Here is a 15579-nt window from a genome sequence, read left to right on the forward strand (position 1 = left end):
GGCGATAAGGGGAGCCCTTCGCCTCGCACTCGGCCAGACGGGGCCCCGGCCTGCGCCGGGGCGTCGTCCATGGCTCAGTGCTTGATGTCGCGCCAGATGTTTTGATACGCGCCGTAAGCCAGGATGCAGAAGAATAGCAGGAAGCCGAGCACCGCCAGGCCATACGCGTGCCGTGTCGGCAAGTTCGGTTCCGCCGCCCAGGTCAGGAAGGCGGCCACGTCCTTGGCGTTTTGCTGCACGGTGGACTTGGTCCCGTCGAGATAGGTGACTTGCCCATCCTGCGACAGCGGCGGCGGCATCGCGATGTTGAGGTTCGCGAAATACGGGTTGTAATACAGCCCGTCCGGCACCTTCGCGTCGGGGAATTTCTTCAGCAACGCCGCAGGCTGATCGGTATAACCGGTCAGCAGCGAATAGACGTACGCCGGGCCTTCATGCCGCGCCTTGGTGATCAGCGACAGGTCTGGCGGGTTGCCGGTGCCGGGATAATATACGGTCGGGAAATAATCCGACGGCGTGTTGGGCCGCTCGGTCGTGTCGCCCGATTTCGGATCGAACTGCTTGGCCTTGACCGACCAGTCCGCCGCGAACTTCTTCACTTGCGCAGGCGTGTAGCCGAGCTGGGTCAGGTCGCGGAAGGCGACATGCTTGAGCGAATGGCAGTTGGCGCAGACTTCCTTATACACCTGCAGGCCGCGCTGAAGCTGGCGCTGGTCATAGGTGCCGAAGAAGCCATTCGACGCGAGCTCGACCTCCTTGGGGTGGAGATGGAATTCGTCGACCGCCGTCGGGGCCGGGGGATCGGTGATGACCCCCTGGATCGACCAGAACAGCGCCCAGGACAGTACGGCAACGAAGCCGGCACCGATGAGAATTGCGATTGCGCGAACCATTGCTCGTAATGCCCCTTATTCGGCCGGGACCGCGCTACCGCTGAGTGCGGTATGCGCCGGTGACGTGCCACCCTTCTTCGCCAGCACCGCCTCGGTGATCGAGTTTGGCAGCGGCGTCGGGCGTTCTGCCCGCGAGATGATCGGGATGATGATCAGGAAGTGCGCGAAATAATAGGCCGCGCTGATCTGGCTGATGATGACATAAAGCGGGGTCGCAGGCGAACCACCACACCAGCCGAGCACCAGCACATCGGCGACCAGCACCCAGAAGAAGATGCGATAAAGCGGACGGTAATTGGCCGAGCGCACCGGCGACGAGTCGAGCCAGGGCAGGAAGAACAACAGCAGGATCGACCCGAACATCGCCAGCACGCCGAGCAGCTTGGCCGGGATGCCGATGAAATCGACCGTGAAGGCGCGCAGGATCGCGTAGAACGGCCAGAAATACCATTCGGGCACGATGTGCGCGGGCGTCTGCAGCGCGTTGGCCGGGATATAATTGTCCGGGTGGCCAAGGCTGTTGGGCGCGAAGAACAAGAGGGCCGCGAAGATGAACAGGAACACGCCGAGGCCGAAGCCGTCCTTGGCGGTGTAATAAGGATGGAACGGGACGGTGTCCTGTTCGCCCTTCACGTCGACGCCGGTCGGGTTGTTCGAACCCGGAATGTGCAGCGCCCAGATGTGCAGGATGATGACGCCCGCGATGACGAACGGCAGCAGATAATGCAGCGAGAAGAAGCGGTTGAGCGCGGCATCATCAGGCGCATATCCGCCCAGCAGCCAAATCCGGATCGTATCGCCGACCACCGGGATCGCGGAGAAGAAGCCGGTGATCACCTGCGCACCCCAGAAGCTCATTTGCCCCCAGGGGAGCACATAACCCATGAATGCCGTCGCCATCATCAGCAGGAAGATGGTGACACCCAGCAGCCAGATCATCTCGCGCGGGGCCTTGTACGATCCGTAGAAGAGGCCGCGGAAGATGTGGATATAGACCACCACGAAGAACATCGAGGCACCGTTGGCGTGCGCATAGCGCAGGAACCAGCCGCCGTTGACGTCACGCATGATATGCTCGACCGAGTCGAACGCCACGCCGCCATTGGCCGCATAGTGCATCGCCAGCACGATCCCGGTGACGATCTGGATCGCCAGCGCAGCCCCTGCGAGCACGCCGAAGTTCCAGAAATAATTGAGGTTGCGCGGGACGGGATAGCCCGCGCCGACCGCGCCATAGACCAATCGCGGCAAGGGCAGCCGCTCATCGATCCACTTGGTGAAGCCCGATTTCGGCTCGTAATGCTTGGCCCAGGGGAAGCTCATATCTCTATCCTCAACCCACCGTAACCGTCGTTGGCGACGTGAATTTATACTCCGGCACGAACAGGTTCTTCGGTGCCGGGCCTTTGCGGATGCGCGCCGCCGTATCGTATTGCGAGCCGTGGCACGGGCAGAAATAGCCGCCGAACTGGCCGCGATCCTCGCCGCTGGTGATGCCCTGCGGAATGCAGCCGAGATGGGTGCACACGCCCAGCGTGATCAGCCAGTTCTTCTGGCCGCGCGTGCGTTGTGCGAGCGTTTCGGGGTCGCGCAGTGTCTTGACGTCAACCTTGTCGGCGGCGGCGATTTCGGCCGGGGTCAGGTTGCGGACGAACAACGGCTGCTTGCGGAAGGAGGTGACGATGCCCTGCCCCGCTTCGATCTTAGACAGGTCGACGTCGGTGGTCGATTGCGCCAGCACGTCGGCCGAGGGGTTCATCTGGTTGATCAGCGGCACCACGATCGCGATCCCGCCGACACCGGCGGCAGCGACGGCCGCAATGTTCAGAAAGTCACGGCGGCGTGGTTCGCCGTCATGATGGGGTTCATCCTGCCGGGGAACTTCCAGGGTGTTTCCGCTTGCCATTCACTTGCCCTTGTACTTCGCACGCCGTGTTGAAACACGCCGCGACGAAAAATCCGACAACGTCACCCTCACAAGAACGACGTGTGGGTCACGCCTGAACGCCTTCCCTCTGCCGGAGAAGCTTGAGCGTTCTGTTAGACGGCGCGACGGTGTTTTGCCAACTGCATTTTAGGAGTAGGGGCGCTGGTTATGCGTATTGCTCTCTACCAGCCCGAAATCGCCGGAAATGTCGGTGCCATTCTGCGCCTTGGCGCATGCCTGGGAACGCCGGTCGACGTCATCGAGCCAACCGGCTTCACCTGGAGCGAGAAGGCCCTCGCCCGTTCGGGCATGGATTATGCCGGGGTCGTGGACGTCCACCGCCACCTCGACTGGGCGACGTTCGAACGCCAGGTGCCCGGGCGAATCGTGCTGCTGACGACGCGCGGCGGGGTGCGGCTCGACACCGCCGTTTTTCAGCCGAACGACGTGTTACTGATGGGGTCCGAAGGCAGCGGCGTGCCGGATGCGGTGCATACGCGCGCTGACATGGCGGTACGCATCCCGTTGGCCGAGGGGATGCGCTCGCTCAACATCGCCGTCGCAACCGGCATCGCGCTGGCCGAGGCCTTGCGCCAGACCAACGGCTGGCCCGCCTGATCCTACCCGCCACGGGGGATGGATCGCATCTCGACTTAGACGCGCGACCCCGGCAAAACGGCCCCATGGACCTGGACCAAGAACAAACCGCCGCCCGCCACTGGTTCGAGCATCTGCGCGACCTCATCTGTGCGGAATTCGTCGCGATCGAACGGGAAGCCGGATCGGAGGCGAGCTTCGACTACACCCAGTGGGACCGCGCCGACCCCAATGGCGGCGATGGCGGCGGCGGCGTACGCGGGGTGATGAAGGGCAAGGTGTTCGAGAAGGTCGGCGTCAACGTCTCGACCGTGGGCGGCGCGTTCGAGGGCGAGTTCGCCAAATCGATCCACGGTGCCGCCGAAGACCCGAGCTTCTTTGCCACTGGTATCAGCCTGGTCGCGCACATGGCCAATCCGCATGTGCCCGCCGTCCACATGAACACGCGCTTCCTGGTCACGACCAAGCGCTGGTTTGGCGGCGGGGCCGATCTCAACCCGCCGATTCCCTATGCCGAGGACACTGCCGAATTCCACGCGGCAATGCGCGCGGCCTGCGATGCGCATGGCGACGATTATTATGCGCGCTATTCGAAATGGGCCGAGGACTATTTCTATATCCCGCATCGCCAGGTGCACCGCGGCGTTGGCGGCATTTTCTGCGACCATCTGGAAGGGGATTTCGCCGAGAACTTCGCCTTCATCCAGGACATTGGCCGCGCCTTTCTGGACGTGTACCCGAAAATCGTGCGGCGGCGGATGAACACGCCGTTCAACGCCGCCGACACCGCGCAGATGCTGGAATGGCGCGGGCGTTACGCCGAGTTCAACCTGGTCTATGATCGCGGCACGCTGTTCGGGCTCAAGACCGGCGGCAATATCGATGCGATCCTGATGAGCTTGCCGCCGCTGGCAACCTGGTCCTGATGTCGGGGCATTAAGATGGGGTTGATCGCGGTTCGCGACGATGAGGTGGCGACGATCGTCACCACACTCGAAATGCGGCAGCGCCCGCCGCTGCGCCCGCTGCCCGCCTCCCCGATGCGGCTGGTCGCGTGGGACGCGCCGAGCATCGACGCCTATCGCACGCTGTTCCGCCGCGTCGGGGCACCGTGGCTGTGGTTTTCCCGGCTGGTGATGGACGAGCGCGCGCTCGGCGCGATTCTCGCCGATCCCAATGTCGCGATCCACGCCGTGGTCGACCGCGCAGGGATCGAAGTCGGGATGCTCGAGCTCGATTTTCGCGAATCGGGCCAATGCGAGATTTCCTATTTCGCGCTGGTGCCCGAACTGGCGGGCAAAGGGCTTGGCCGCTGGCTGATGGCGGAGGCGCTCGCGCGCGGCTGGCGCAAGGGGATCGAGCGGGTGTGGGTCCACACCTGCACGCTCGATCATCCGTCGGCGCTCAACTTCTACCGCGCGCAGGGGTTCGTCGCGATCAAGCGGACGATCGAGACCTTTCCCGATCCGCGCGTCACCGGGCATTTGCCGCCCGACAGCGCACCTCAGATTCCGCTGCTCAGCCGCCGATAAAGCGCGATCTCGATCAGCACCGCCGCGACGGTGCCGAGCGTATGCCCGCCGGCAATTCCAGCATCGAGCACCGCCGCCACCACCGGATTGGCCATCGGCGCGCCGTCGAGCGCGGTGCCGAGCAGCTCGAACGGCAACGCGATCAAGCGCCCCCCGAGCAAGGGGACAAACGCCAGGCCCATCAGCACCAGGCCGTTGCCCCGCGTCAGCGCAAAGCTGCGCCGCCATGCCGCGAACACGCCGATCGGTCGCTCCGCCACAAAGACGGGCGAAACCGGCAGCAACCGGCCCTTGAGATACAGCCCTGGAAAGATCAATATCGAGCCGATGCTGACCGGCACGCCGACAACCAGCGCCAGCAGCAGATAATGCGGCAGAAACGCACCGGCCTGACCAAGCGCACCGCTCACGGTCGGACGCGCGCGGTCGGCATACACCACGAACAGCGCCAGCACCCCGAACAGCGACAGCAAACCGAGCACAATGACCAACAGTTCGTATTGCTGGCCCCATAGGCCAATCTGCCTGAGCCAAAGGTCTGCCGAAGCCTCATTCATGACCGTCGGCTGCGGGGGCATGGGCGCGATATAGATCGTCCCCGCCAGATCGGGCAGGAACAAGAACAGTCCCGCGATACCGAGCAGCAGCTCGGAATCGCGCTTTGCCATCTCCCAGGCGTCGCGAAGGACGCCTGCTACATCCAGTTTCATGAAACCTCGACGATCGCCTCACGCGCATCGCGCGTTGCAAGATAGAGTTTGGCGACGAACGCAACCGCCAAGAGCGAGAAGATCGTCGATACGGCGGCAACGGTAATTTGGGTCAACACGGTCGCAACGCTCAACTGCCCCTCCCCGCCGATCAGCAGCCCGAAGACCGTGCCGAACACCAGTTTGGCCGCAGCCGAGGCGACCCACGATACGCCGCCATATAGCAAGATCACCCCCATGACCTTCCAGGTGATACCGCGCGTAAGCACAAACGCGCGCGCATAAACACCGAGCCCGCGCCGCTCCATCACCATGATCGGCGTGGCCAGCACGACGAAGCGTGCATAGCCCCAGAACAGGACCGGGCCGAGCAACAGGGTGTAGAGCGAGCCGAAGGTCAGCGCGCCCTGATTGACCGCGCCCGAAGGCGGTTTTCCTGCTGCCAAGGCGGCCATGTCGACCCCGCTCAGCGCAAACGCGATGAAAATCGGCGCGGCGAGCAGCAGCACGACGAGCAAGGTGACAAGACCAACCCCAATCACCGGCAACAACCGTCGATTGGCCACCTGCACCGCCGCCGCGCGCCCCGCCGCCGGATCGAAAGCGAGTGCGGTGATCGCGATCCCGGCCCAGCTCGACACCAGCGACAGCGCCAACACCACCAGGCCAAGCGCCACATCGGCCGGCTGGCCACCCGTCCCCATCAGCGGCATCAAGCTGCCGATCAGCGTGAGCGGCACGAAAATGCCGAACAGAACGAGCGGCATGAGCGCGGCCAGATTGTCGCTGACAAATTCGGCCGTACGATCCCACACGGTGCTCATCGTCGTGATCACGTATCTGTCTCCCCGCATCTAACCCAATGATAGTGCCGCGATCAGGCGGTAGCGCAATGTCTTGCCGCCCGCCACTGTGTCGCAAACCGTCCCTTGCGCGAGCGGACCGCCTACGCCATTTCTCGGGGCGTGACTTGCAAGACTGACGACATCGAATGGCGCATAGCGCCAGCCCCCGTCCCCTATGAAGCGGCGGTCGCCGAAATGGAAGCGCGCGCCGCAGCCATCGCTGCGGGCACCGCGCGCGAGATGGTGTGGCTGCTCGAACATCCCCCAATCTACACCGGCGGCACCAGCGCCGACCCGGCCGAGCTGCGCGATCCGCACTTTCCCGTGGTGCAGACCGGGCGCGGCGGACGCTATACCTATCACGGGCCCGGCCAACGCATCGGCTATGTTATGCTCGACCTCAACCGGCGCGGTCGCGACGTTCGGCAGTTTGTCCACGCGCTGGAAGGATGGGTGATCGCGGCGCTCGGAGATCTGGGGGTCACGGCATTTCGGGCACCCGGACGCGTTGGCATTTGGACCAACATCCCCGATTTGGCCAAGGATGGTGGTGTGGCCGAGGCCAAGATCGGTGCGATCGGCGTGCGCGTGCGGCGCTGGGTGACGCTGCACGGTTTTTCGGTCAACCTGTCGCCAAACCTTTCTCATTTCAGCGGAATTGTGCCGTGCGGCCTCGCTGATTATGCGGTGACGAGCATGGAAATGCTGGGACGCCCGACCGATTTTGCAACTTTTGACGCGGCGCTGGCGTTGCGATTCGCAGCGTTTCTGCAAACTCATTCTTCTACGGCAGAAAACTGGGCTTGAGGGGCGCGCCGATCCGGACTAATGTCCACCACGGTTTGGGTATTAAAGGTCTCGAGGCCAACCAAATCCATTATCTAGGGAGCTTTCCAATGCGTGCATTCATTTCCAAGGTCGCTGCTGGTTCGATGATCGCTGTTGCTGCGATCGCCATTTCGGCATGCACCCCGAAGACCGAAACGACGACGACCGACAACACGATGGTCACCGATCTGAACTCGACCGACACGATGACCACCAACGACACGATGACGTCGACCGACGGCGCGATGGCAAACGACGGTGCGATGGTTTCGAACGACACCATGACCACCAACACCACGTCGACCACGACCACGAACAAGATGTAATCTTCCCTTTCGGGAAAGATTGTATCGAAGGCCGTCCGGGCGACCGGGCGGCCTTTTCGATTCCACCGTTCGGTACACCGCATTTGCGGGTAGCCTCGCGCTGCAGGATGCGCGATTAGGGTTGGGGCGCGCGAAAAAACGCCGTAATTGCAAAGTGTGTGAACGAGAGGCTTCGAATGACTGTGTTGCGTACCCTTGCCGTGCTGGCCGCTGTCGCGAGTGCCGCACTTGCTGGCCCCGCCTCGGCCCAATTCTTCTTCCAGTCACATGACATGAGCGGCCCACCCGCCCGCGGCGACGAGCCCGGCCTGCCATCCCTGCCCGGCGCGACCGAAGACGAAGTCCGCGCCAATCTGGTATGGAACCTGCGCTCGGCGCTCAACGTCGCGGCGCTGCAGTGCAAATTCGAACCGTCGCTGCTGACGCTCCAAAATTACAATATCATCCTTGAAAATCATAAGGATGAGCTGAAAAAAGCGTATGATACGATAAACAAGTATTTCGTTCGCACGAACAAGGGCGCGAAGGTCGGCATATCGGCGATGGACCGTTACGGCACGCGCACCTATTCCGCCTTTACCACGGTCGCCGCGCAATATGGCTTTTGCCAGACCGCCAGCACGATTGCCACGCACGCTGCCTACGCCCCGCGCGGCACGCTGTACAAAGTCGCGATCGCCGAGATGAACGCGTTGCGCAACGCGTTGGTGCCGTGGGGCGAGGAGCGCTTCTCCCGCCGCGTGCGCGTCGACACCCGCCTTGCCGTGCCGCGGCTGGACTCGATCTGCTGGTCGAAGCGCAACGAGTGGGTGGCCAAGAAGTGTGGCCCGTTCGAGCTGACCTACCGCTGACACCCGCGGCGGCGTTGGGTCAGCGCAGGCCCAACGCCTTGTGCGCCTGCAGCGTCAGCCGCCATTTTGGCCGTGCCATGACCAGATCGATCGCGGCGGCATGGTTCGCCACCGCATCGCGGCTGTCGAGCGGTTGGACGAGATGATGCGCGAACGCCCACTGCTCCAACGCGGCGACGTCGGTGCCGGGCTGGGGCCAGACCAGCTTCAACTCGTCGCCGGTCCGCTGCACCACGACGCTGTCGGCTTTTGGGCTGATGCACACCCAGTCGATGCCCGGATGGACCGGGAGTGTGCCGTTGCTTTCGATCGCGATCTCGAACCCCGCGCCGTGCAACGCCTCGACCAGCGCATCGTCGATCTGAAGCATCGGCTCGCCGCCGGTCAGCACGACGAAGCGACTGTCGGCACCGTCCCCCCAAAAGCCCGTTACCGCCTCCGCCAGGGCGACTGCATCGGCAAACTTGCCGCCGCCTGCGCCATCGGTGCCGACGAAATCGGTATCGCAGAAGCGGCAGATCGCGCTGGCGCGATCCTGCTCGCGCCCCGACCATAAATTGCACCCGGCAAAACGGACGAAGACGGCGCGACGCCCGGCCTGCACGCCCTCCCCCTGGAGCGTCAGGAACATTTCCTTGACGGCATAGGACATCGCGTCAGACCGCGTAGCCGGTCGGATCCGGCAAGCCCGCTTCCTCAAAGCCCTTTTTGCGCAGTCGGCAACTGTCGCACGTGCCGCAGTGCAGGCCACCGGGGGCTGGATCATAGCAGGACCAGCTCATCGCTGCGTCCAAACCAAGCCGCGCCGCCTCGCGCGCAATGTCGGCCTTGGTCATGTGCTGCAACGGCGCGTGGATGCGGAACGGGCTCCCCTCCACCCCGGCCTTGGTCGCCAGTTCGGCCAGGCTTTCGAACGCCGCGATGAACTCCGGACGGCAATCGGGATAGCCCGAATAATCCAGCGCATTGACCCCGATGAACAGGTCGCGCGCGCCCGCTGCCTCTGCCCAGCCAAGCGCGAGGCTGAGGAAGATCGTGTTGCGGGCCGGCACATAGGTGATCGGGATGCCGGGCTGCACACCATCCTTCGGGACCGCGATATCGTCGGTCAGCGCCGACCCGCCAAACGCCGCGAGATCGAGCGGCAGCACGACATGGCGTACTGCGCCCAGCGCACTGGCGATGCGCCGCGCCGATGCCAGCTCCATGCGGTGGCGCTGGTTATAATCCACCGAGAGCGCGAGCAAACGATAGCCCTGCTCGCGCGCGATCGCTGCCGCTACCATCGAATCGAGGCCACCCGACACCAGCACGACTGCCAGCGGGGCGACCGAAGAGGTCTGTTCCAATGTCATGATGCCAGGGAGGTAATCACCATCCCCGCCTTACGCAAGCAGCGCATAAAAATCGGGCCGCCCGAAAGCGACCCAGGGGTTCCCCTAACGGGGCGAATTGGGAGAAACGCGTGCCATACAGCACGCGGGATGTATATCGGGAGACTCTAAAGACCGGCTTAACGCGCCGTGCTGGCACCGGGCGGGCACGCCCCGATCCGGCGTGCCTCGTAATGATAGTCGAATGGCGCGCCGCTGACGATCCCTTGCGTGTCCAAATTGAAGGCGCGCGGCGTCGAAACCTTGAACGTGGTGCGCCCATGGCCATTGCCCGGGCAAGTATAATGCACGGTGGCCACATCCGGCTCGTTATCAATGACGAAACGCTGGCACTGCGCGCTACCATGTCCGTATTGGATCAGAATTGCGGGATCCGCGATGCACAGCGTCCGCCCGGGCGAGTCGGAGCCAAGCTCCTTGATCTGCCATTGGCCAGGCTCGATCCGGGCAACCGCCGCCAGAGTCGGCCCGGTGTTCGGTGCTGCGGTCGGGGCTGCCGCAACCAACCCGCCGACCATCACCGCCGCAACCAGCGCGCGCGCGACCTTCGATATCCGCATTCGTTCAAACCCCGTTCGGCCCCGGGCAGAGCCCACCCGGGTTCACCGCCATCGTCTCCTAATTGGGGTGGCGCGCGGAACTTTCAATGCGGCTACGGAACGATTTCGGTTGCCGCCTGAATCGGGAACTTGCGGGCGCAAAAGGCACAATCGACAAAGATCGTGCCGGTTTCGTCCGCCATTGCGCGCTGTTCCTCGGGCGGGAATTTGCCCAGCACCTGCGCGATATAGTCGGGTGAGCAGCGGCAACCCCGGACGATGGCGGTATCGCCGTAGAGCCGCACCTCATCCTCTTCATTGAACAGCCGCCAGACCAGGGTCTCGAGCGGGATTGCCGGGTCGGACAGTTCCTCCGCCTGAAGGGTCTGCCCGAGGATCGCGACATGCTCCCATTCGGGATGATCGAGTCGGGTGTGCAGCCGGTCCCGACCAACCTCGCCCTCCGGGAGATGCTGGAGCAACAGGCCGCCGGCGAATCGCTTGCCGCCCTTCTCCTTGCCTCCACAATCGACGCCCACGCGGACGAGCGTGGGGATCTGTTCGGACTGCAGGAAATAATGCTCGGCGGCCGCACTCAGCGAATCGCCATCGAGCGGGACGATGCCTTGATAGCGCTCGCCCGTCGTCGCCTGGTCGAAGGTGATGGCGAGGTAGCCCGCACCGAACAGCGCAAACAGGCTTGGGTTCTCCGGGGCCGACGCCAGCCGCTCGGCATCATATTGGACATAGCCGCGCAGCTCGCCGCCTTTGTAATCGCACACCAGCAGCGTCACGATTCCCGACTGGGTTTGCGCCTGCATGGTGAGCTGGCCTTGTGCATCCTTGAGCGTCGACCCGATCAACGCGGCCAGCGTCAGCGCTTCCGCCAGCAGCGCCTCGATCGGCGCGGGATAGGCGTGGGCGTCGAGAATCGTATCGAGCACCGGGCCCAGTCGCACAATCCGCCCGCGCGCGTGGCGGGAAGGGATGGTGAAGCCGAGCGCGCGGTCGGAGTCGGTGTCGGTGGTCGAGGATGTCATACGTAAACCGTTCGGGCTGAGCCTGTCGAAGCCCTGCCCTTCCTTCCAGCCGCGAAAGAAAGGACAGCCCTTCGACAAGCTCAGGGCGAACGGGTTCTTGTTAATCCCTAAATAGGGGTGGGCGCGTCGCGATCAACCGATCTGGCCGAAGCACCAGCGCAGCACCGATTTCTGCGCATGCAGCCGGTTTTCCGCCTCGGGCCAGATCAGCGATTGCGGCCCATCGATTACCTCCGCCGTCACTTCCTCGCCGCGGTGCGCGGGCAGACAGTGCAGGAACTTCGCATCGGGCTTGGCGGTCGCCATCAGCGCGGCATCGACCTGATAGGGCAGCATCGCCTGCAACTTGGTCTCGGCATGCGCCTGGCCCATCGAAATCCAGGTATCGGTGACGATGATATCGGCCCCCGCCACCGCTTCGCGCGCGGTGCCGACCACGCGCGCGCGGCCCTTGCCCAATGCGACATCGCTCTCGGGCGGCATGAAGCCTTGCGGGCACGCCGCGACGACATCGAACTGCATCAGCCCGGCGGCTTCCATGATCGAGGCAAGCACATTGTTGCCGTCGCCCAGCCACGCCACCTTCAGCCCCGGCAGCGGCTTGCCCGCTTCGATGATCGTGAGCAGGTCGGCCATGATCTGGCAGGGATGCGAATGGTCGGTCAGGCCGTTGATAACGGGCACGGTCGCATAATGCGCCATCTCCTCGACCTTGGCATGGTCGTCGGTGCGCAGCATGATCGCATCGCAATAGCCCGACAGAACGCGCGCGGTGTCGGCGACGGTCTCGCCCCGCCCAAGCTGGGTCGTGCCCGAGTCGAGCACGACGCTGGACCCGCCGAGCTGGCGAATCGCCATGTCGAACGACACGCGCGTGCGAGTCGAGTTCTTTTCAAACACCATTGCCAGCGTGTGCCCGGCGAGCGGCGCATCGGCATCCGCCTTGCCTTTGGGCCAGCCGACGCGGGCGGCCTTGCGATCGAGCGCATCGGCCAGCATCGCGGCGATACCATCCGGCCCGGCATCGGAGAGCGAAAGGAAGTGGCGGCTCATTTCCCCTCTCCCATTGGGAGAGGGAAGGAGGCGCGAAGCGACGGAAGGGTGAGGGTGAGCGGGCAAGAAGCGCCCTCACCCTTCCCACTCGGCTGCGCCGAGCAGGCCCCTTCCCTCTCCCAAAGGGAGAGGGAGTTTGCGCTCGCCCCGCTCATACCGTCGCCACCGCATAGTCGCGTGCGCCGTCGCTCAGCTTCTGCACGAATTCGGCGATGTGGCTCTCTTCGATCACCAGCGGCGGCAACACGCGCACGACGTTCTCGCCCGCCGCCACCGTCAACAAACCGTGATGATCGCGCAGGTGCGCCACGAAATCGCGGGCAACCGCCGCGTCCTTCATCTTGATGCCGAGCATCAGGCCCATGCCGCGGATGCTGTCGAACAGATGGTCGTGATTGGGGATCATCTGCTCGATCGCGCCGCGCAGCCGGTCCCCCATTGCGGTGACATGATCGAGGAAGCCGGGCTCGAGCATCACGTCGAGGATCGCCTCGCCCGCTGCCATCGCCAGCGGATTGCCGCCATAGGTCGATCCGTGCGTGCCGAACACCATGCCCTTGGCCGCTTCGGCCGTCGCAAGGCATGCACCCAGCGGGAAGCCGCCGCCAATGCCCTTGGCCGACGACAGAATGTCCGGGGTGATGCCGTAATGCTCATAGGCCCACATCTTGCCGGTCCGGCCATAGCCGCACTGGACCTCGTCCAGCACCAGCAGCAGGCCATGCTCGTCACATGCCTTGCGCAGCCCCTGGATGAACTCTTGTGTGCCAGCCGAAACGCCGCCCTCACCCTGGACCGTTTCGACCATGAAACCGGCAGTCGTGTCGTCGATCAGCGCAAGCGCGGCCTCAAGATCATTGAACGGCGCATATTTGAAACCGGGCAAAAGCGGCTCAAACCCGTCGCGCATCTTGGGCTGGTTGGTCGCCGAGATCGCACCCATCGTGCGCCCGTGAAAGGCGTTGTTGAAGGTGATCAGCGTCGTGCGCTGCGGATTGCCATTGGCATAATGATAGCGCCGCGCGGTCTTGATCGCGCATTCCACCGCTTCGGTGCCCGAATTGGTGAAGAACACGGTGTCGGCAAACGAGCTGTCGACGATGCGCTGCGCCAGATGCTCGCCCTGCGGGCTGCCATACAGGTTCGAGACGTGCATCAGCGTCGCGGCCTGATCGGCAATTGCCTGCACCAATTTGGGATGGCCGTGACCAAGCGCATTGACGGCAATGCCCGCTGCGAAATCGAGATAGCGTTCGCCCTGCTCGCCAATCAGGTAGCAGCCCTCGCCGCGCACCGGGCGCACGCCGCAACGCGGGTACACGGGCATCAAAGCGGGGGTCGACACGGGCTGTCTCCTCAAAAGCAAAGGGCGACCCACACGGTCGCCCGAAACGCGTTTTAGGGTGCGCCGCGCGCGAGTGCAACACCGTGCGACTCGGCGGTGCGATGCCGGGCCTGTGCTATTGCGGGCCGATCGGCGCGATCTTCATGCCGTCCTTGAGCTGCTCTGCCCGCGACAGCGCGACCCATTCGCCGAGCGAAAGCCCCCTGGCGACCGCGATTCCCGCAGGCGTCTCCTCGCCGAGCGTGATGCGGCGCAGATGCACGCGCGACGTGGCAAGATCGACGACATAGACCTGCGCCATCGTCCCCTGCCGTGCGAACACGGCGCTGGGCGGCACGGCGAGCAAGCGCGTCCCCGCCCCGCTCGCAACAATGCTGGCGACGCCGGTCTGCCCCACCTTCAGCCGCGCATCATTGGGCAGCGTGACCTCCGCCAAGACCGATCCCGCCGAACCGGTCTGCGGCGCGAGCGCGATCAGGCGACCGACGACGATATCGTTGTTGAACGCCGCGAAGCGGACCTTCGCGGTCGCCCCCAAGGGAACTCGCGCGGCATCGGCGGCAGGCAAGGCAAGGCGCAGAGAGTAACTTGGTGCCCCGGTCTGCGCCCGCGCACCGGGCGCAATCGCCTGGCGTTCCCGCAGCGCGACCGTGCCCGTGCCAACCACTGTCGGCACCACGATCGTGCTTCCCGCCTGCGCGATGCGGATGGAGGGTTCCTGCGGTGCCTGGCGGGCGGCCACGGGTTGCGATGCGGGCTTGTTGCAAGCCGTGAGCGCCAGTCCCAGCGCCAGCACGGCCGACCAGCGGGTCAATTCTTGATCTTCCAGCCCGAACGTAGCAGCGCGTAACACGCCACCGCCAGCACCACATCGATCACCAGCACCACGATGCTGCCAATCAGGATCGGCGAATCGGCGGTGCCGAGAAAGCCGTAACGGAAGCCCGAGATGATATAGAAGAACGGGTTGGCATGGCTGACCGCGCGGAACGCCGGGGCAAGCTTGTCGACCGAATAGAAGGTGCCCGACAGCAGGCCGAGCGGGGTCACGATGAAATTGGACACCGCCGCTGCATTGTCGAACTTGTCGGCCCAGATCGACGTCAACACGCCGAGCAACGCCAGGAACATGGTGCCGAGCAGCCCGAACCAGGCAACCGCCCAGAAATGCACCGGAATCAGGTGAATGCCGTAGAGCAGCATCGCCAGCCACACCCCGACCCCGACCAGCAGCCCGCGCGTCATCGCGCCCGCTACCAGCCCGGTCAGCAATTCCAGCGTCGACAGCGGCGGCTGCAGATAATCGACGATCGTACCCTGAATCTTGCCGACCATCAGCGAAAAGCTCGCATTGGCGAAGGCCGGGCCCATCATGCCCTGGCTAATGATCAGCCCCGGCGCGATAAAATCACCGAAGGGAATATCGATACCGCCGACCGCAACCGGCCGTTTCGCCCCCGTCGCAACCGTGAAAACCACCAGAAACAGCAAGGTCTGGATCGCCGGTGCCCAGATCGTCTGAAGCTGCACCTTGAAGAAACGGCGCACCTCCTTGATATAGAGCGTTCGAAGGCCGCCCCAATTGACGTTCCGGAAGACCGGAACGCCCGGAGCGTTCATCATTGTGGAAATTTCGCCGATTGGGGGCTGGCTGCTCATGGTGCTGTCGCTAAAGACTGCCGCCGCCGCCCGCAACCCG

At 64.1% G+C, this 15579-nt stretch carries 19 protein-coding genes; 6 read left to right on the top strand and 13 right to left on the bottom strand.

Annotated features, from left to right (window positions below; translation table 11 throughout):
- Positions 1-74 precede the first annotated feature (74 nt).
- The 3 genes from H4W01_RS12695 to petA are packed head-to-tail and all read right to left on the bottom strand — an operon-like array spanning position 75 to position 2799.
- Positions 75-893, bottom strand: a complete 819-nt coding sequence (locus tag H4W01_RS12695) for a cytochrome c1 (RefSeq protein ID WP_209611370.1) — start codon at positions 891-893, stop codon at positions 75-77.
- A 15-nt stretch (positions 894-908) separates the two neighbouring features.
- A complete protein-coding gene (locus H4W01_RS12700) occupies positions 909-2216 on the bottom strand; it encodes a cytochrome b (protein WP_010403828.1) in 1308 nt (435 codons plus the stop codon).
- 10 nt (positions 2217-2226) lie between these two features.
- Positions 2227-2799, bottom strand: coding sequence for a ubiquinol-cytochrome c reductase iron-sulfur subunit (gene petA / locus H4W01_RS12705; RefSeq protein WP_010403829.1), 573 nt, complete (start codon positions 2797-2799; stop codon positions 2227-2229).
- Positions 2800-2988: 189 nt separating this feature from the next.
- Here petA and H4W01_RS12710 point away from each other — a divergent pair, with 189 nt between their 5' ends.
- The 3 genes from H4W01_RS12710 (at position 2989) to H4W01_RS12720 (ending at position 4949) form a co-directional block, all read left to right on the top strand.
- Complete coding sequence (locus H4W01_RS12710; protein WP_209611373.1) at positions 2989-3438, top strand: tRNA (cytidine(34)-2'-O)-methyltransferase; 450 nt, start codon at positions 2989-2991, stop codon at positions 3436-3438.
- Positions 3439-3503: 65 nt separating this feature from the next.
- Positions 3504-4343 carry an oxygen-dependent coproporphyrinogen oxidase gene (gene hemF, locus H4W01_RS12715; RefSeq protein ID WP_010403832.1) on the top strand — a complete coding sequence of 280 codons (840 nt, stop codon included), beginning with the start codon at positions 3504-3506 and terminating at the stop codon, positions 4341-4343.
- A 15-nt stretch (positions 4344-4358) separates the two neighbouring features.
- Entirely contained in the window at positions 4359-4949 is a 591-nt protein-coding gene (locus H4W01_RS12720; RefSeq protein ID WP_209611375.1) for a GNAT family N-acetyltransferase, read from the top strand.
- On the opposite strand, the gene H4W01_RS12725 is transcribed toward H4W01_RS12720, so the two are convergent.
- Both H4W01_RS12725 and H4W01_RS12730 read right to left on the bottom strand, forming a co-directional pair.
- Positions 4922-5659, bottom strand: coding sequence for a hypothetical protein (locus H4W01_RS12725; RefSeq protein WP_010403838.1), 738 nt, complete (start codon positions 5657-5659; stop codon positions 4922-4924). The genes H4W01_RS12720 and H4W01_RS12725 overlap by 28 nt on opposite strands.
- A complete protein-coding gene (locus tag H4W01_RS12730; protein ID WP_209611377.1) occupies positions 5656-6495 on the bottom strand; it encodes a hypothetical protein in 840 nt (279 codons plus the stop codon). The genes H4W01_RS12725 and H4W01_RS12730 overlap by 4 nt, the downstream gene beginning before the upstream one ends.
- Before the next feature lie 129 nt (positions 6496-6624).
- Here H4W01_RS12730 and lipB point away from each other — a divergent pair, with 129 nt between their 5' ends.
- From lipB to H4W01_RS12745, 3 genes are all read left to right on the top strand, one after another.
- Positions 6625-7311, top strand: coding sequence for a lipoyl(octanoyl) transferase LipB (gene lipB / locus H4W01_RS12735; RefSeq protein WP_334685258.1), 687 nt, complete (start codon positions 6625-6627; stop codon positions 7309-7311).
- Positions 7312-7400: 89 nt separating this feature from the next.
- Positions 7401-7658 carry a hypothetical protein gene (locus H4W01_RS12740; RefSeq protein WP_010403843.1) on the top strand — a complete coding sequence of 86 codons (258 nt, stop codon included), beginning with the start codon at positions 7401-7403 and terminating at the stop codon, positions 7656-7658.
- 176 nt (positions 7659-7834) lie between these two features.
- A complete protein-coding gene (locus H4W01_RS12745) occupies positions 7835-8509 on the top strand; it encodes a hypothetical protein (protein ID WP_209611381.1) in 675 nt (224 codons plus the stop codon).
- Between the two features lie 19 nt (positions 8510-8528).
- Here H4W01_RS12745 and queE read toward each other — a convergent pair whose 3' ends face one another.
- The 8 genes from queE to H4W01_RS12785 form a co-directional block, all read right to left on the bottom strand.
- The gene (gene queE, locus H4W01_RS12750) at positions 8529-9161 is read right to left on the bottom strand and encodes a 7-carboxy-7-deazaguanine synthase (RefSeq protein WP_209611384.1); all 633 of its coding nucleotides are present in this window, start codon (positions 9159-9161) and stop codon (positions 8529-8531) included.
- A 4-nt stretch (positions 9162-9165) separates the two neighbouring features.
- On the bottom strand, positions 9166-9864 hold the full coding sequence (gene queC / locus H4W01_RS12755; protein ID WP_209611386.1) for a 7-cyano-7-deazaguanine synthase QueC: 699 nt from the start codon (positions 9862-9864) through the stop codon (positions 9166-9168).
- 158 nt (positions 9865-10022) lie between these two features.
- Entirely contained in the window at positions 10023-10463 is a 441-nt protein-coding gene (locus tag H4W01_RS12760; protein WP_209611388.1) for a DUF3617 domain-containing protein, read from the bottom strand.
- A gap of 92 nt (positions 10464-10555) precedes the next feature.
- The gene (gene hslO / locus H4W01_RS12765) at positions 10556-11482 is read right to left on the bottom strand and encodes an Hsp33 family molecular chaperone HslO (RefSeq protein ID WP_209611390.1); all 927 of its coding nucleotides are present in this window, start codon (positions 11480-11482) and stop codon (positions 10556-10558) included.
- Between the two features lie 132 nt (positions 11483-11614).
- Positions 11615-12535 carry an ornithine carbamoyltransferase gene (argF, locus tag H4W01_RS12770; RefSeq protein WP_209611392.1) on the bottom strand — a complete coding sequence of 307 codons (921 nt, stop codon included), beginning with the start codon at positions 12533-12535 and terminating at the stop codon, positions 11615-11617.
- Positions 12536-12686: 151 nt separating this feature from the next.
- Positions 12687-13880 (bottom strand): aspartate aminotransferase family protein, encoded by a 1194-nt coding sequence (locus H4W01_RS12775; protein WP_209611394.1) that lies wholly within the window; start codon positions 13878-13880, stop codon positions 12687-12689.
- 115 nt (positions 13881-13995) lie between these two features.
- A complete protein-coding gene (locus H4W01_RS12780) occupies positions 13996-14694 on the bottom strand; it encodes an efflux RND transporter periplasmic adaptor subunit (protein WP_209611396.1) in 699 nt (232 codons plus the stop codon).
- Positions 14691-15539 carry an ABC transporter permease gene (locus H4W01_RS12785; RefSeq protein ID WP_209611398.1) on the bottom strand — a complete coding sequence of 283 codons (849 nt, stop codon included), beginning with the start codon at positions 15537-15539 and terminating at the stop codon, positions 14691-14693. The genes H4W01_RS12780 and H4W01_RS12785 overlap by 4 nt, the downstream gene beginning before the upstream one ends.
- Between the last annotated feature and the right edge of the window lie 40 nt (positions 15540-15579).

Source organism: Sphingomonas sp. PL20, assembly GCF_017875905.1.
Taxonomy (GTDB): Bacteria; Pseudomonadota; Alphaproteobacteria; order Sphingomonadales; family Sphingomonadaceae; genus Sphingomonas; species Sphingomonas echinoides.

What these genes read in the sequence shown, in the direction of transcription:
- hslO (WP_209611390.1), bottom strand. Translation starts at nt 11,482, where the DNA reads ATGACATCCTCGACCACCGACACCGACTCCGACCGCGCGCTCGGCTTC.
- H4W01_RS12700 (WP_010403828.1), bottom strand. Translation starts at nt 2,216, where the DNA reads ATGAGCTTCCCCTGGGCCAAGCATTACGAGCCGAAATCGGGCTTCACC.
- H4W01_RS12720 (WP_209611375.1), top strand. Translation starts at nt 4,359, where the DNA reads ATGGGGTTGATCGCGGTTCGCGACGATGAGGTGGCGACGATCGTCACC.
- queE (WP_209611384.1), bottom strand. Translation starts at nt 9,161, where the DNA reads ATGTCCTATGCCGTCAAGGAAATGTTCCTGACGCTCCAGGGGGAGGGC.
- H4W01_RS12725 (WP_010403838.1), bottom strand. Translation starts at nt 5,659, where the DNA reads ATGAAACTGGATGTAGCAGGCGTCCTTCGCGACGCCTGGGAGATGGCA.
- H4W01_RS12710 (WP_209611373.1), top strand. Translation starts at nt 2,989, where the DNA reads ATGCGTATTGCTCTCTACCAGCCCGAAATCGCCGGAAATGTCGGTGCC.
- H4W01_RS12760 (WP_209611388.1), bottom strand. Translation starts at nt 10,463, where the DNA reads ATGCGGATATCGAAGGTCGCGCGCGCGCTGGTTGCGGCGGTGATGGTC.
- H4W01_RS12745 (WP_209611381.1), top strand. Translation starts at nt 7,835, where the DNA reads ATGACTGTGTTGCGTACCCTTGCCGTGCTGGCCGCTGTCGCGAGTGCC.
- H4W01_RS12740 (WP_010403843.1), top strand. Translation starts at nt 7,401, where the DNA reads ATGCGTGCATTCATTTCCAAGGTCGCTGCTGGTTCGATGATCGCTGTT.
- hemF (WP_010403832.1), top strand. Translation starts at nt 3,504, where the DNA reads ATGGACCTGGACCAAGAACAAACCGCCGCCCGCCACTGGTTCGAGCAT.
- queC (WP_209611386.1), bottom strand. Translation starts at nt 9,864, where the DNA reads ATGACATTGGAACAGACCTCTTCGGTCGCCCCGCTGGCAGTCGTGCTG.
- H4W01_RS12695 (WP_209611370.1), bottom strand. Translation starts at nt 893, where the DNA reads ATGGTTCGCGCAATCGCAATTCTCATCGGTGCCGGCTTCGTTGCCGTA.
- petA (WP_010403829.1), bottom strand. Translation starts at nt 2,799, where the DNA reads ATGGCAAGCGGAAACACCCTGGAAGTTCCCCGGCAGGATGAACCCCAT.
- argF (WP_209611392.1), bottom strand. Translation starts at nt 12,535, where the DNA reads ATGAGCCGCCACTTCCTTTCGCTCTCCGATGCCGGGCCGGATGGTATC.
- H4W01_RS12785 (WP_209611398.1), bottom strand. Translation starts at nt 15,539, where the DNA reads ATGAGCAGCCAGCCCCCAATCGGCGAAATTTCCACAATGATGAACGCT.